The organism is Sulfurimonas sp. NW7 (assembly GCF_051132265.1).
GTDB classification, from domain to species: Bacteria; Campylobacterota; Campylobacteria; order Campylobacterales; family Sulfurimonadaceae; genus Sulfurimonas; species Sulfurimonas hydrogeniphila.
On the sequence record NZ_CP093235.1, the window covers coordinates 929,163 to 943,138 of the forward strand.

General features: G+C 39.1%; 14 protein-coding genes. 7 read left to right on the forward strand and 7 right to left on the reverse strand.

Annotation, left to right across the window (positions count from 1 at the left end; all coding sequences use genetic code 11):
* Positions 1-60: 60 nt before the first annotated feature.
* From htpX to MLC35_RS04925, 5 genes are read left to right on the forward strand one after another with little or no spacing between them, the layout of a single operon-like run.
* A complete protein-coding gene (gene htpX / locus MLC35_RS04905; RefSeq protein ID WP_434638088.1) occupies positions 61-924 on the forward strand; it encodes a protease HtpX in 864 nt (287 codons plus the stop codon).
* 3 nt (positions 925-927) lie between these two features.
* A complete protein-coding gene (locus MLC35_RS04910) occupies positions 928-2,043 on the forward strand; it encodes an NAD(P)/FAD-dependent oxidoreductase (protein WP_434638090.1) in 1,116 nt (371 codons plus the stop codon).
* 10 nt (positions 2,044-2,053) lie between these two features.
* Positions 2,054-3,727, forward strand: coding sequence for an enoyl-CoA hydratase-related protein (locus MLC35_RS04915; RefSeq protein WP_434638092.1), 1,674 nt, complete (start codon positions 2,054-2,056; stop codon positions 3,725-3,727).
* Entirely contained in the window at positions 3,720-4,061 is a 342-nt protein-coding gene (hypA, locus tag MLC35_RS04920) for a hydrogenase maturation nickel metallochaperone HypA (protein ID WP_418641300.1), read from the forward strand. Before MLC35_RS04915 ends, hypA begins: the two co-directional genes overlap by 8 nt.
* Positions 4,062-4,063: 2 nt before the next feature.
* Complete coding sequence (locus tag MLC35_RS04925) at positions 4,064-4,837, forward strand: DUF695 domain-containing protein (protein WP_434638095.1); 774 nt, start codon at positions 4,064-4,066, stop codon at positions 4,835-4,837.
* A gap of 66 nt (positions 4,838-4,903) precedes the next feature.
* On the opposite strand, the gene MLC35_RS04930 is transcribed toward MLC35_RS04925, so the two are convergent.
* Entirely contained in the window at positions 4,904-6,157 is a 1,254-nt protein-coding gene (locus tag MLC35_RS04930; protein WP_434638097.1) for an NAD(P)/FAD-dependent oxidoreductase, read from the reverse strand.
* 305 nt (positions 6,158-6,462) lie between these two features.
* Between MLC35_RS04930 and MLC35_RS04935 the strand changes: the two genes are divergently transcribed.
* Positions 6,463-7,104 carry a tRNA-uridine aminocarboxypropyltransferase gene (locus MLC35_RS04935; protein WP_151900556.1) on the forward strand — a complete coding sequence of 214 codons (642 nt, stop codon included), beginning with the start codon at positions 6,463-6,465 and terminating at the stop codon, positions 7,102-7,104.
* On the opposite strand, the gene MLC35_RS04940 is transcribed toward MLC35_RS04935, so the two are convergent.
* From MLC35_RS04940 to pgsA, 4 genes are all read right to left on the reverse strand, one after another.
* A complete protein-coding gene (locus MLC35_RS04940) occupies positions 7,101-7,496 on the reverse strand; it encodes a DUF6858 family protein (protein ID WP_434581466.1) in 396 nt (131 codons plus the stop codon). The genes MLC35_RS04935 and MLC35_RS04940 overlap by 4 nt on opposite strands.
* Before the next feature lie 70 nt (positions 7,497-7,566).
* A complete protein-coding gene (locus MLC35_RS04945) occupies positions 7,567-8,241 on the reverse strand; it encodes a YggS family pyridoxal phosphate-dependent enzyme (protein WP_151900554.1) in 675 nt (224 codons plus the stop codon).
* A 4-nt stretch (positions 8,242-8,245) separates the two neighbouring features.
* Positions 8,246-9,298, reverse strand: a complete 1,053-nt coding sequence (gene rseP / locus MLC35_RS04950; protein ID WP_434638099.1) for an RIP metalloprotease RseP — start codon at positions 9,296-9,298, stop codon at positions 8,246-8,248.
* Positions 9,295-9,849, reverse strand: a complete 555-nt coding sequence (pgsA, locus tag MLC35_RS04955; RefSeq protein ID WP_434638101.1) for a CDP-diacylglycerol--glycerol-3-phosphate 3-phosphatidyltransferase — start codon at positions 9,847-9,849, stop codon at positions 9,295-9,297. The genes rseP and pgsA overlap by 4 nt, the downstream gene beginning before the upstream one ends.
* A gap of 191 nt (positions 9,850-10,040) precedes the next feature.
* On the opposite strand from pgsA, the gene MLC35_RS04960 reads away from it, so the two are divergent.
* Positions 10,041-10,670 (forward strand): class I SAM-dependent methyltransferase, encoded by a 630-nt coding sequence (locus tag MLC35_RS04960; RefSeq protein WP_434638103.1) that lies wholly within the window; start codon positions 10,041-10,043, stop codon positions 10,668-10,670.
* Here MLC35_RS04960 and MLC35_RS04965 read toward each other — a convergent pair.
* Positions 10,667-12,382 (reverse strand): efflux RND transporter permease subunit, encoded by a 1,716-nt coding sequence (locus MLC35_RS04965; RefSeq protein WP_151900538.1) that lies wholly within the window; start codon positions 12,380-12,382, stop codon positions 10,667-10,669. The two genes, MLC35_RS04960 and MLC35_RS04965, sit on opposite strands and share 4 nt — an antisense overlap.
* Positions 12,382-13,971 carry an efflux RND transporter permease subunit gene (locus MLC35_RS04970; protein WP_151900537.1) on the reverse strand — a complete coding sequence of 530 codons (1,590 nt, stop codon included), beginning with the start codon at positions 13,969-13,971 and terminating at the stop codon, positions 12,382-12,384. The genes MLC35_RS04965 and MLC35_RS04970 overlap by 1 nt, the downstream gene beginning before the upstream one ends.
* Positions 13,972-13,976: the final 5 nt, after the last annotated feature.

Genomic DNA, 13,976 nt, shown 5'->3' on the forward strand with positions numbered 1-13,976 from the left:
GCAAAAGAGCATAAAAAAAGAAGCTACAATAAATTATAATTTTTTTATAAAGGGAAAACTATGTCTTTAATCATGTTAATAGTAATGAACCTGGCTGTTATGGCATCACTGTATGTAGCACTTTTTATTCTAAGCAGTTTTTTTGGTATTTATATTGATCAACAGAGTATGAGTGGGCTTTTTATGATGGCTGCACTTTTTGGTTTTGGTGGAAGTTTTATTTCTCTTTTTATGTCAAAATGGATGGCTGTCAGAGGCATGGGTGTGGAGCTGATAGATACACCGCAAAACAGTTTTGAAGAGTGGCTTTTGGGTACAATTCACAAGCTTTCAGTTGAGGCAAATATAGGTATGCCGGAAGTTGGTATATTTGATGCACCACCGAATGCGTTTGCAACAGGCTGGGATAAAAACAATTCTCTTGTTGCTGTGAGTACCGGACTTATTGAGAGTATGGACAAAGATGAAATAGAGGGCGTTCTTGCACATGAGATAAGCCATATAAAAAATGGTGATATGGTTACGATGACACTTATGCAGGGGGTTTTGAATACTTTTGTCATATTTATCTCCCGTTTACTTGCTTCTATGGTTGCGCGGGACAGAAACGGCAATACAAACCATATGATGTATTTTGCGATAAGTTTTGCCTTAGAGATGATTTTTTCTCTGTTTGCTACTGCTATACTGATGTGGTACTCAAGACACAGAGAGTATCGTGCAGATGAAGGGGCTGTTGACTTGAGCGGACCACAGGGAATATACTATGCACTGGCGAAATTAGGGCGTATTCCAAAAGAAGAATTGGCACTCAGTGATGATTACAGAGCATTTGGAATAGTCGGATTTTTAGGAAGTTTTTTTGCCTCACACCCTCCTATAGAAGCACGACTTGAACATATACAGGAATACAGCAGAAGGTAACAGATGAACAGAAAAAAAAGAGTTATTATTCTCGGTGGTGGCTATGGCGGTATCAAAACACTGGAAACTTTGGCCAACAATGAAAACATCGAGGTAACGCTGATAGATAAAAACCGCTATCATTATCTGCAGACAGAAAGTTATAATCTTGTTGCATTGAACAGTTCTTTGGATGATATCATCATCCCTTTGGACAGTCTTGTCAAAGGGATAGATAAAAATTTTTGTTTTATCCAGGATGAAGTTTTCAAGGTGGATACACATAGGGTTACATGTAAAGAAGGAGAATATTTTTTTGACTATCTCATAATAGCAGTAGGGGTAAAGACACTGCTTCCTTCTATTTTTAAAAATGATCATCTTTTTGAAGTTAAAAATCTCTCAAATGCTTTGCATTTGAAACAATCTTTTGAGGACACCATCGTAAAACATCTCAAAAAAGAGAAAAAAAATACGAACATAGTTGTTATCGGCGGCGGTTCGAGTGGTGTTGAGATTGCTGCTGAGATGCAAAATTATCTTTTAAAATCAAATTTGGCACAGGAGATACAAATCTCTTTGATTGCAGATGCTTTTTTGAGTGAACTTGATGAACACTCCAGAAAAAAAGCACTGCAAACTTTACAAAACAGCGGCATACGCATACTGCAAAAAATGGTACAAAAAGTTGAAGCAAACAGCTTGCACCTTGAGGATGAGCTTATAGAGTTTGATTTTGGGGTTGTAGCCATTGGACTCGAAGTAAGTGAATTTATAAAAAATCTTGGCTTTGAAAAAGAGAAAAATCTTTTAAAGGTCGATGAGTATCTGCGAGTAGATGAACATATATTTGCTATCGGGGATTGTGCATTTTTAAAAGACAAAACAGGTGAACCGTTACCGCAAACCGCACAAACCGCAGAACAAAGCGGAGTCATCGCTGCAAAAAATATCCTCCGTACAATCAAACAAAAACCGCTTATCAAAGCAAACATAAAAATTTACGGTCTGGCCATAGCCCTTGGAGGAAAATTTGCCATTGCAACAGCATCATTTGTAAAAGTAGATGGAATACTCGGGTATTTGGGAAAAAAAGCGATAGAACAGTTTTACAAAATTCCGCTTAAGTTGAAGTCATAAGTTTTTTTAAATGAAAATTACTCTTCTTGTCAGTGCCTTTAATTCCTTGACACAGGTGGCATATACTTACTTTAAAGACAGAAAGTACAGTGTTGATGTGGTATTTGCCATCAATGAACAACAGATGATAGATGAGGTTTTTTGTTTTGGCCCCGATTTTATTTTGTGTCCGTTTTTAAAGAAGTTTGTACCCAAAGAGATTTATGAAAACATCGATACTTACATTGTCCATCCTGGTGTACTGGGTGACAGAGGGGCGTATGCGATAGATAATGCCATCAGGCTTGACAAAAAAGAGTGGGGAGTTACTGTTCTTAAAGCAAATGGAGAATTTGACAGTGGTGATGTTGTCATTACACAAAATTTTGGGATGCGGCAAGCTTACAAAGCAAGTATATACAGAAATGAAGTCATAACAACTTTTTACAGTATGCTTGACGGTTTTTTAAAAAATATACAGAGCAAAAAGTTTACATCGCAGTTAAATTTACCGATGCATCAGGCTCTGTCTCAAAAAGACAGAGCGATTGACTGGCAGAAAGACACAACACAGAAAATTCTAAAAAAAATATATATGAGTGATTCTCATCCTGGAGTAAAAGATGAACTTTTAGGAGTAGAATGTTACCTGTACGGAGCATGGAGAGAGGAAAAACTAAGAGGTAAACCAAAAGAGATTCTTGCCAAACGAGACGGTGCCATCTGTCTGGGAACTGTTGACGGAGCGGTCTGGATTACCCATCTCAAAGAGCCAAACCGTTTCAAACTTCCTGCCACCTATGTTTTAAAAGAGCGATTACAAGGTGTCAAAGAGCAAAGACTGCCTTTGATTTTTGACAAAAGTTATAAAACTTTTTATGAAATAAGCTGTGATATAAAAGAAGAAGTGGCATATTTGTATTTCAATTTTCACAACGGTGCCTTCAGCAGTGACAAGTGTATGAAATTAAAATATGCTTTTGAATATATTAAAGAGCAGGTGAAAATTGTTGTGCTGATGGGCGGAGAGGATTTTTTCAGTAATGGCATTCATCTGAATATTTTACAAGACAGCAAGAAAAACGGCGAAGACGGCTGGAGCAATATCAATGCAATGAATGATTTGGTAAAAAGTGTTTTGTTTGCCGATGATGTAGTCACTGTAGCTTCTCTTCATAAAAATGCGGGAGCAGGCGGTGTTTTTTTGGCACTTGCCTGTGATTATGTTGTGGTAAAAGAAGGGGTTGTGCTTAATCCTCACTACAAAACATTGCGTCTCAGTGGCAGTGAGTATCACACCTACAGCTTACCAAAGCGGGTCGGTAAAGAGTATGCTGAGAAGATTTTAGAGGAGTGTCTGCCTTTGAGTGCAGGCAAAGCAAAAGAGACAGGTTTGGCGGACAAACTTTTTGCTCACAAAGAGTATAGAAAAGAACTTGAAAATTTTTGTTTGGAACTTATTTGTGATGAGGAAAAATTAGAAGATTTTTTATGGGACAAAGAGGAATACATAGAATCACATAAAAAACAGATAGAGCATCATCGTGAAGAAGAAATAGCAGTGATGTACCCGGAATTTTGGGAAGAAGGCAGCTCTTTTCATAAAAAACGCTATGAATTTGTCTATAAAATATGCCCTTTAGAAACACCACAGCGACTAAAAGCTACAATAACGAATAATCATTCAGGAAAAGCAAATGCATGAGTACAGTGTAGTCCAGGCACTATTGGAACAGATTGAAAATATTGCCGAAGAAAATGAAGCAACAAAAGTAACAAAAATCATTGTAAAAATCGGTGTCATGAGCGGTATAGAAGCGCATCTTCTTGAGGTTGCGTTTAATACCTTTAAGGAAAAGACCATAGCCGACGGTGCGGAGTTTGTCATGAACATTCAGCCGCTCAGGATAAAGTGCAACAGTTGTGAAGAAGTCAGTGAACTTGAAAAAATTCACTACTGTTGTCAAAGTTGTGGTTCGGTTGATGTCAATGTAACAGACGGGGAAGATATGTTCCTTATGAGTTTGGAAATGGAGTAGAGATGCAAGAGTATTGGGAAGCGTATATGAAGCCTATGGACGGGCATGCGGCGATGGTGTCATTGAATGCTGGTGTGGCAGACAGCGTGCCGGATGAAGAGTACATGTATGTAGGATTTGTCAAAGTAAAACTGAATAATCCAAAAGAGGACGGTCTGGTTTGGGAACAAGAGGGTGATGATGTCGGATTTATAGAAGACAGGCTGGAGATGGAGTCTTTGCGGTATCGCAACGGAAAATATATAGGACGTATTATTACACAGGGTGCAGTAAATTTTATTTATGCTCTGAAAATGGATTTTGAATGGAAAAATACAGTCGAAGATGCGATGAAACATTTTCCTGAGTATAGCTATGAGTTTGGATCACGCATAGACAGCGAATGGGAGGTTTATCAAAAACTTCTCTTTCCGACTGTAAAAGAGTGGCAGATCATCACCAACCATCATGCCTGCGACAATCTTAAAGAACAAGGCGATGACCTTCATCAGGCAAGGGCAATAGAACATAAAAGCTACTTTACATGTAATGATGACAGAGAAGGATTTGTGCAAAAAATTCAGGAGATGGGATTTGCAGAGCAAAAAAGAAGTGAAGTGCCTTTTAGAGATGAAACAATGTACGGTATTTCTTTTTACAGAAAAGACAAGCCCTTTTATTATGACATAGATGCTTTGACTGTGGAACTTATAGATGTAAGTGAAGCTTATAATGGAAAATATGACGGTTGGGAGTGTGCTCTGGTAAAACCACTATGGCAGACTCAAAAAAAGTAAAGTTTGTATTTTCGATACTTTCTTGAAACCTGGGTTTCAACCTCACTGTCATTAAGTTAAGCTTTTTTATTTTAAAAGTTTGCCTGCAAGAAAGCCGCTGGCAAATGACCATTGCAGGTTGTAGCCTCCGCAGGGACCGTCAAGGTTCATAACCTCGCCGCAAAAATACAAACCGTCCATAATCTTACTCTGCATTGTTTTAGGATTGATCTCTTTGAGGGAGATGCCGCCTCTTGTTATCATTGCCATTTTGAAGCCGTCATGTCCTGTAACGGTGAGGGGTGTCCATGCCAAGAGTGAAATAAGTCTGTCTCGTTTTTTCCCTTCGAGTTTTTTGTATGGTGTGTCTGGCTCTATGTCTGCTAATCGGCACAGCTCAAGGCCAAGTGCTTCCGGTAAAAGAGTTTTGAGCAGTTGCAAGATGTTTGTCATATTTTCTTTTGCACTCTCTTTTTTAAAATGTTCGCGTATCTGTTCCTCATTTTTTCCTTTTGTCAGATTCAACAGCAGTGGCACTTCACCGTATTTTTTTAAAAGCGGTGTGACTTCTCTGGCAAAATCAAGCACAACGGGTCCTCGTATGCCGGAGTTTGTAAAAATCAAATCACCCTTTGCCCGCAATTTTTTATGTTTTTTCAGATTGACACGCAGTTCAACCTTGGCAATGGTGTCAGCCCGACAGTTTTTGACCCAGCTCTCTTTTGTTTTTAAGGGCATCATGGCAGGGGAGAGATCGGTTACTTTATGCCCGATTTCACTGGCAAGATTGTAGCCGTCACCCTCAGCACCAAGCACAGGGTAACCAAGCCCACCGGTTGCGATGATGACATTGGGTGCATAAAAGATATCTGTTTGTGTTTTAACCCCGTCTATGTGATTGCCGGTTGCCAAAAGCCTTGTGGCTCTTTGGTTACATGTAACGCTGACGCCGAGTCTGAGCATCTCTTTTTGGAGCCCGGCAATGATGGTGGTAGAAGAGTGTGATGTGGGAAAAATTCTAAATCCGTCAGGGGCATGGGTCTCTACACCGATTTCATCCATAAAAGTGACGAGAGCTTTGTTGTCAAAGGCTTTGAGTGCATCTTGCATAAAACGCCCCTCTCTTCCAAAACGTGCCATGAAATCTTCATTTGAAAGGGTGTTTGTAAGATTGCATCTGCCACCGCCTGTGGCTTTTAGTTTGGAAGCTATTTTTGAGAGCTTTTCCAAAAGGAGGACTTTTTTGCCTTCACGTGCCGCAACTATTGCTGCAATGATTCCGGCTGCACCGCTTCCGACAACGATGACATCATAATGTTTTTTATTCTCTGGTTCAATCATTCTGTAATTTTAGTATAATTGCATTAATGAAAACTTATTAAAGTACTTCTCTATAGATAACCCCAGTTTCAGAAGCTTAAAAAGAGGGCTAATGTAAGGCAAAGATTCGTAGGAGCTACTAGTAGCTTCAAGGATTTTTAACGAAGCAGTAGCTCTCTTTTTAAACTTCCCTTCGGGCAAAGAGCAAATAGCCCTGTTGCGTCGTTAGATTCCTTTGGATTAACCAGTTAGTCCTGCAGAAATCTGCCTAGCACTAGAACTATTTGTTCTTTGCTGAATTTGGGGTTATCTATAGAGAGGTACTTATGGGCGATAGAGAAAAATGTTATAAGTGTTACAGACCCAAAAGTTCCTGCATGTGCGGGCATTTTGAGCATATACAGACACAAACAAAATTTGTCATTTTGATGCACCCCAAAGAGTTTAAAAAGGTCAAAAACAATACAGGGCACTTCACGCATCAGAGTCTTGACAATTCTGAACTTTTTGTCGGCATAGACTTTACATGTAACACCAGAATTAATGAGATCATTGCCACACATGAGAGTTATATACTTTTTCCCTCAGAAGATGCTGTGAACCTGACAACTGCAAATCCAAAAAGAAGCCAAAAGCCTCTGGCGATTTTTTTGATAGATTCTACGTGGAGCTGTACAAAAAAGATGTTTACACAAAGTAAAAACCTGCAAAAACTCAAACACATGAGCTTTACAACGACAAAAACGTCACAATATCAAATAAAAATACAGCCGGATGAAAATTATCTCTCTACAATAGAATCGACTTTGGTTGTTTTGGAGTTGTTGCAGGAGTGGAAAATAGAGCAGATTAAAGAAGAACAGTTAGCCGGTTTTTTAAAACCGTTTCATGCAATGATAGCGTACCAAAAAGAGCTGATACAAAATCCACGCTCTCACGCGGTACGCTTTAAGAGAAGAGTAAACTAGGCTTGAGTTTTTAGTGCCTGTACCCATTCATAAACAACGTTTTGGAGTTGTTCATTTGGAACTTCTAAAAAACTGATCTCAAAACTGTCATCCAATTCACAAACACCTATGCTTCTGGGACGCACTGCAAGCATTTTAGCATTTGGCAGCTGTTTGCCAAAACAAAATACAATGTTTTTTGCATCTTTGATTTCAGGGGCAATAGTAGCGTCCTGTAATGAGGATGTGTGTTGATAGTGATCGAAAATCGCTATAAAAGTAGCTACAGGGTGTTCTTGTATGCGTTCTTGAAAATATGCAATAATTTCATCTGCATTTTTGAAACTTGTTTCATTTTTCTTTACATGTAATGAAAAGACGGGATACTTATCCATAAAATTTGTTTTTGTCATCAGCTAATCCTAATTATAATTTTGCTAAAAGTATATCTTATAATAATTATAATTAGATTAGATAAAAAACTTACTTGGGAAACATAATGGAGCCAAGGCGAACCATATTTGACCCGCACTCAATAGCGAGCTCAAAATCCTGGCTCATTCCCATAGAACAGATTGTTGCATTTGGAAGCTGCTCATAGATTGCATGGGTCGTCTCAAAACTTTTTCTTACAAGCTGCTCATCATCACTGTGTGCGCCTATGCTCATAACACCTTTAAGGTGTATGTTCGGACACTCCTGCATAATCTGCTTGTAGGTTTCTATGGCATCCTCAGGCATAACACCGTGCTTGCTCTCTTCTTTTGCTGAATTGATTTGCAAAAGGCACTCAAGCGTCATCTCTTTTGCCAGAAGTCTTTTTTGCAGTTCATGGGCAAGTTCCAATGAATCAAGTGCCTGAAAAAGACTTGGATTAATATCTAAAAGGTTGTTGATTTTGTTTTTTTGCAGATTGCCTATAAAATGCCATTCAAGCGGCAATTCTTCAAGCTCTTTTGCTTTTGCTTTTAAATCCTGTACCTTATTCTCTCCAAAAGCACGCTGACCGATATGGTAAAGTCTTTTTATCTCATCAGCCGTTGAGTATTTGCTCACAGCAACAATTTTTACTATATGGTGTTCACTTACCTTTAGACGTGCCGTCTCAACCCGTCTGATAACATCATCTATATATAATTTGTACTCTATTTCGTCCATTTTATTATCCTACCAATCTGTTAATATCGTTAAAAATTCCAAGTCCCATCAGACCAAAGAGTATGACCCAGCCGGCTATTGTCAGGTTAATGACTATTTTTTCGCTTGGTTCTCGTCTAAAGAGGAGTTCATATAAATTAAACATGATATGTCCGCCGTCAAGTGCCGGAATAGGGAGCAGGTTCAGTACCCCGAGGTTTACAGAAATCAATGCCGCAAAAAACAAAACACTCATCCAGCCTACTGCCGTTGCATCGGAGGTGAGTTTGACAATGGAGATAACTCCGCCCATTTCAGAAGCCGGGACATCCCCCATCACGAGTTTTTTCAAACCGGTAAAAATCAAAGTAGAGGCAAAAACAGTCTGATCGGTGGCATATTTTAATTTGTCTGCGAAGTCGAGTTCTTGTTCATGCATGACACCCGCAGCCGATATGCCTATCATTTTGCGTTTGACATCTTCTCCGTACATGTTTTTGGCGGTTTGCAGTTTTGGTTTGAGTGTTATGAGTTTCAGGTAGCCGTTTCTGTCCACCTGCAGTGCAACAGAGCCTTTTGCCTCTGCAATCATTTGTGCCATCTCTTTCCAGCTAGTGATTTTTTTGCCGTTTATACTCATAATGGTATCATTGGACTCAAGACCCGCGACATAGGCAGGGGAGTCTTTGATAACCGTTCCTACAACAGGGGCTAAAACCTGAGGATTGCCAAGTGCTATAATAAAATAGAGTATAAATGCAAGCACAAAATTTGCCGCAGGACCCGCCAGAAGAATTAAAATCTTTTGCAGAGGCGTTTTTGTATTGTAGCTGTCTGCATCGTAACTTTTTTTACTCGGGTCCGCATCGTCTTGACCTTTCATCTTGACATAGCCGCCAAGAGGAATGGCTGAAATACTCCACTCTGTGTCAAAAGCCCGAAAAGTAAAAAGACGTTTTCCAAAACCTATGCTAAATACTTCTACATAGACACCCATAAGACGTGCTACGGTAAAATGCCCAAGCTCATGGAAAAATATAAGTCCGGAGAGGACTAAAAGTGAAACGATCCAACTCATGCTTTGTGCTCCTTTACAATCGCTTGTTTAAATCCCCAAAGATACTCCAGGCCCGAATAAACAGTTAAAAATACGGCAAACCAAAGAAGTGCCGCTCCATATGGCCAGTGCATCAGTAAAAAGCCTATGACTATCATCTGTGCCACTGTTTTTACTTTTCCGGACCAGGAAGCTTTGACGCTTATGTTTTCGCTTACAGCAACAGTACGAAGTCCTGTGATGAAAAGCTCACGAACTATAATGATGTAAATTGCCCAGGGAGAAGCATCTCCCATAACCATAAGCCCCAAAAATGCGGCGAGTGTAAGCATCTTGTCGGCAAGCGGGTCAAGGATGGCACCGAGCATTGTCATTTGATTCCACTCTCTTGCGATATAGCCGTCAAAAAAATCAGTCACAGATGCCAAAACAAACAAAAGCGAGGCAAAATAGTAGTTCCATGTTATATCAAACCCGTTGTCGGTAAAAATTTGGGGATTGAGTATAATCCAAAACATCACAGGCGCAATGAGAATACGCAAAGATGCTAATAAATTCGGCAAATTAAGCAAAAAGTTCCTTTTAATGTCATTTAAGTTCAGTATCCCTTTGGGAACCGGTACTTCAGTGCCGGTTCCGAATGTTATTGAGACTTTAGTCTGGGCTATATGTCTTTAAAGGCCAAAACCTAGGCTCCGAAAACTTTAGTAATGAGATTTTATCTATTTATTACTTATTAAAGCCTAATAGACTAAGATTAGGCATGAAGAAAATATGTCCCTTATGCCAAAACAGTGCAGGTTTGCTATACGAAGAGAATCAAAGGTACTTTGCATGTAAGGTCTGTCATGGAATATTTGTTGATGAAACAGACTTGCCGGATGCACAAAGCGAAAAAGAACGTTATGAACTCCATGATGATAATACCGAAGATGCAGGGTATCGAAAGTTTGTTTCTCCCATTACCGCAAATATTGAAAAAGACTTTTCAAAAAAGGCAAAAGGACTTGATTTTGGGGCAGGAACCTCACAAATCATTACAAAGGTCATGCAGGAAAAAGGTTATGATATAAGTCCTTATGATCCATATTTTCATCCAAACAAAGCGCTTTTGGAAAACAAATACGATTATATTGCTTCGTGTGAGGTGATAGAGCATTTTTACCGTCCCGCAAAAGAGTTTACACTTTTAAAATCCATGTTAAAAGAAAAAGCAAAATTGTATTTAATGACTGATATGTATGATGAACGTGTAGAATTTTCTTCGTGGTATTATAAAAATGATCCGACCCATGTCTTTTTTTATACAAAAAAGACCTTTGAGTGGATAGAAAAAAAGTTTGGATTTTCAAACCTTTTTATAGAAAAAAGGCTGATAATCCTGTCTAATTAGACAGGATCTTCAACTGAAACGGCTTTTTTCTCATGGAAATGGAAATGGCTTTCCAAGTCTGACATGTAAAGCAGAACAGGGACTACGATAAGTGAAGCCACCACTGCCGCTACCGTACCAAATATAAGAGCAACACCGAGTCCTCCAAAGACGGCATCTTTTGCAAGCAGTGTAGAAGCGAGCATAATGGCGATGGCTGTCAGGAAAATAGGTTTTGCCCGTGTCGCACTTGCATAGGCGATTGCTTCGGCCTTGTGCATTCCCTTTTCACTCATGAGTGATTTTGTAAAGTCTATAAGCAGTAAAGAGTTACGCGAACTGATTCCGATTAAAGCAATAAATCCGATAAGGGATGTTGCCGTTAAAAAGAAGGTGTCTGCCGTGAAAATATCCATAATCCAGTGACCGAATATGACACCGATGATAGAAAGAAAAGAACCTAAAAGAATGATACCGCTGAGTGTATAACTTTTATAATAGATAACCATCAGTAAAAAGATAAGGATAAGAGCCGCAATAAAAGCACCGCCCAAGTCTCTAAACGTATCCATTGTGACTTTCATTTCACCGTCCCAAATGAGTTTATAGACTTTTCCTGTTGCTTTGTCTGTGAGTTGCAAATCAAACAGACCTGTTTTTTCGACTTTGTATTCATCACCAAAACTGTTGATAATTGTATTTCTTGCATCAAGCAGAGGATAAACCTGAGAAACCATATCGGTTTCGGCTAAAACATTGGTCATCTGGTGCAAATCCTTACTCATGATCATCGGATTTGATTTTTTAGGAATTACGGTAACAAGTTCCGTGACAGGTACCATCATGCCTTTGTTGTTCATGAGTTTGAGTGAAGCCAGTTTTGCTTTTACAGAATCCAAATCTTTTTTGCTAAATCTTCTTGAAGAGTCCGACAGGCGTAAAAAGAGAGGAATCTGATCGCTGTATTTGTCTGAATTTTTTACAGATATATCCATCCCTTCAAAAGCAAGGTATAAAATATTGTTGAGTTGCTTGACAGTGAGACCTGATTTTGCGATTTTTGTTGTATGGACAATTATTTCAAAACTATCGTATATATCATCTTCCATAATGTCAATGTCAACAAGCCCCTGTGTATTTTGAAAAACTTTTTCAACACGTTTTGCCAGCTTTCTTATGCCCTGTGCATTGTCACCGTATATTTCAGCAACAATAGCCGAGAGTGTCGGAGGACCGGCAGGCGGTTCTACAAAAGAGATATGTGTATTTGGATAGAGTTTTTCACAAGCATCTTGAATAACAGGACGCAGACGCTGTACCATCAAATAAGAAGGCTCTTCTCTGTCATGTTTTTTTGTGATATTTACGACAATTTCTGCAACATTTTCAGAGTTTTTAAACTGACTGCCTTTAATAAGTCCGGCAAAATCAAGAGGTGCACCCATGCCTAAAAATACTTCGGTATCACGCACTTCTTTTTCTTGAGTAATATAACTGCTGACACATTGTGTCACTTGCTGGGTCTGTTGTATCGAACTGCCTGTTGGCAGTTTCACATAGATGGTAAAAGTATCATTGTTTTTTCCCGGCAACATCTTTGCTTTGACAATTTCAGTCGGTGCTATCATTAAAATAGAGATGATAAATGCTATTAATGTACCGATAAGTATCAATTTTCTCTGCGCAGAACTTTGTATGCCTTGCAGTACAAGTTTTTCAAATTTCTTAAACATTAATGCGCTCCTTTGTCATGTTTTGGTCGTTTTAAAATTCTCACGGCAAGGTAAGGTGTAAATATATAAGCTACAAAGAGCGAAGCAATGAGTGCTACGGGAACATTCTCAGGAATAGGTTTCATAAACTGTCCCATCATGCCTCCGACAAATGCCATAGGCACCATTGTCATGATGATGGCAAGTGTGGCGATATTTGTCGGTGCACCGATTTCATCTGTTGCCTTGATCATAATTTCATCATTGCTTTCATGGGCAGATTCGACAGAATGGTAGTGTCTGTGAATATTTTCAATAACAATAATAGCAGCATCAACCAAAAGCCCCAAAGAAAGCAAAAATGCAAAAAGAGTAATACGGTTAATGGTCTGACCGCTCAAATAGGCTACAAACAGAGTAATTGCCAAAATTGCAGGAACCGTAAAGGTTACGATGAGTGATTCTCTCCAGCCAAGTACAAATATAAGAAGAATCGCGATAATTACAATAGATAAAACCAGGTGCATTACAAGTTCGTTTACTGCATCATTTGCACGTTCTCCGTCATTTCTGGTAATGACATAACTGATGCCTTTTTTGTCCAGTTCGCTTTTGTAGTTTTGCAGTTCTTTTTTGACTTCATCTGCAATAATGACGGCATTCGTTCCCTGCAGTTTTGAGACTGTAAGTGTCACCTGGTTTTCAAAAGGCATAAATTTTCCGTTTTTTTCTCGTTTGCTGATAAGTGCCGATTTGAAGTTTTGAATATCATAAGAGTTTGTCACTTTTGCAACCTGTCTCAAATAAATTGGAGAACCCATATACTGTGCAACAATGATGTCTCCGACATCTTTTGCATCTTCTATGGCATTTTTTACGCCAACCATTACAATTTCATTCTCTTTTGTTTTGTTTTTAATCGCAGGTACATTATAGGAAACTGCCTGTACAGCCTGTGTGATTTGTCCCATAGAAAGGTTATAGCCTGAGAGTTTGTTCAAATCCACTTCTATGTTGAACTGGTGTTTGTGACCGCCTTTGAGTGCTGTAACGGCAACATTGTTCAAACCGTTTATATGGTGCTGGATTTGCTTGACTTTGTCATAGAGTTCTGTTTGAGACATGTTTTTGTCATGGGAATAAAAGGCAACACTTACAATGGGAATGTCAATGTCAATATCCAAAGGCTTGATAATCGGTTTCATGGCCCCTTTTGGAAACATGTCGGCATTTTGCATGATTTTGTCGTAGATTTTGAGGTTTGAATCTTCTTTCTTCTCTCCGATATAAAAGGCTGCATTGACAATCCCGACATTGTCCATAGCCGTGCCGTAAATGTGTTCTACCCCTTTAATCTCTTTGAGCTTTCGTTCTAAGGGTTTGACTATGATTTTTTCTACCTCTTTGGCATTGGCACCCGGCAGAGCTACTATGACGGTAGATCCACTGACAACCATTTGCGGATTTTCTTCACGAGGCATAATCATTAAGGCGAGGTAACCGATAACAAGCAGTGAAATTCCCAAAACAGAGGTCAGAGGGTTTCTTAAAAATGTTTTTGCCAGTTTTCCCGCGACATCTTTAGGTGTATATGGCTTATGATGATTCATATTTT

Excerpts from the sequence above, each read along its gene's own strand:
- htpX (WP_434638088.1), top strand. The coding sequence starts at position 61 with ATGTCTTTAATCATGTTAATAGTAATGAACCTGGCTGTTATGGCATCA.
- MLC35_RS04910 (WP_434638090.1), top strand. The coding sequence starts at position 928 with ATGAACAGAAAAAAAAGAGTTATTATTCTCGGTGGTGGCTATGGCGGT.
- MLC35_RS04915 (WP_434638092.1), top strand. The coding sequence starts at position 2,054 with ATGAAAATTACTCTTCTTGTCAGTGCCTTTAATTCCTTGACACAGGTG.
- hypA (WP_418641300.1), top strand. The coding sequence starts at position 3,720 with ATGCATGAGTACAGTGTAGTCCAGGCACTATTGGAACAGATTGAAAAT.
- MLC35_RS04925 (WP_434638095.1), top strand. The coding sequence starts at position 4,064 with ATGCAAGAGTATTGGGAAGCGTATATGAAGCCTATGGACGGGCATGCG.
- MLC35_RS04930 (WP_434638097.1), bottom strand. The coding sequence starts at position 6,157 with ATGATTGAACCAGAGAATAAAAAACATTATGATGTCATCGTTGTCGGA.
- MLC35_RS04935 (WP_151900556.1), top strand. The coding sequence starts at position 6,463 with ATGGGCGATAGAGAAAAATGTTATAAGTGTTACAGACCCAAAAGTTCC.
- MLC35_RS04940 (WP_434581466.1), bottom strand. The coding sequence starts at position 7,496 with ATGACAAAAACAAATTTTATGGATAAGTATCCCGTCTTTTCATTACAT.
- MLC35_RS04945 (WP_151900554.1), bottom strand. The coding sequence starts at position 8,241 with ATGGACGAAATAGAGTACAAATTATATATAGATGATGTTATCAGACGG.
- rseP (WP_434638099.1), bottom strand. The coding sequence starts at position 9,298 with ATGAGTTGGATCGTTTCACTTTTAGTCCTCTCCGGACTTATATTTTTC.
- MLC35_RS04960 (WP_434638103.1), top strand. The coding sequence starts at position 10,041 with ATGAAGAAAATATGTCCCTTATGCCAAAACAGTGCAGGTTTGCTATAC.
- MLC35_RS04965 (WP_151900538.1), bottom strand. The coding sequence starts at position 12,382 with ATGTTTAAGAAATTTGAAAAACTTGTACTGCAAGGCATACAAAGTTCT.
- MLC35_RS04970 (WP_151900537.1), bottom strand. The coding sequence starts at position 13,971 with ATGAATCATCATAAGCCATATACACCTAAAGATGTCGCGGGAAAACTG.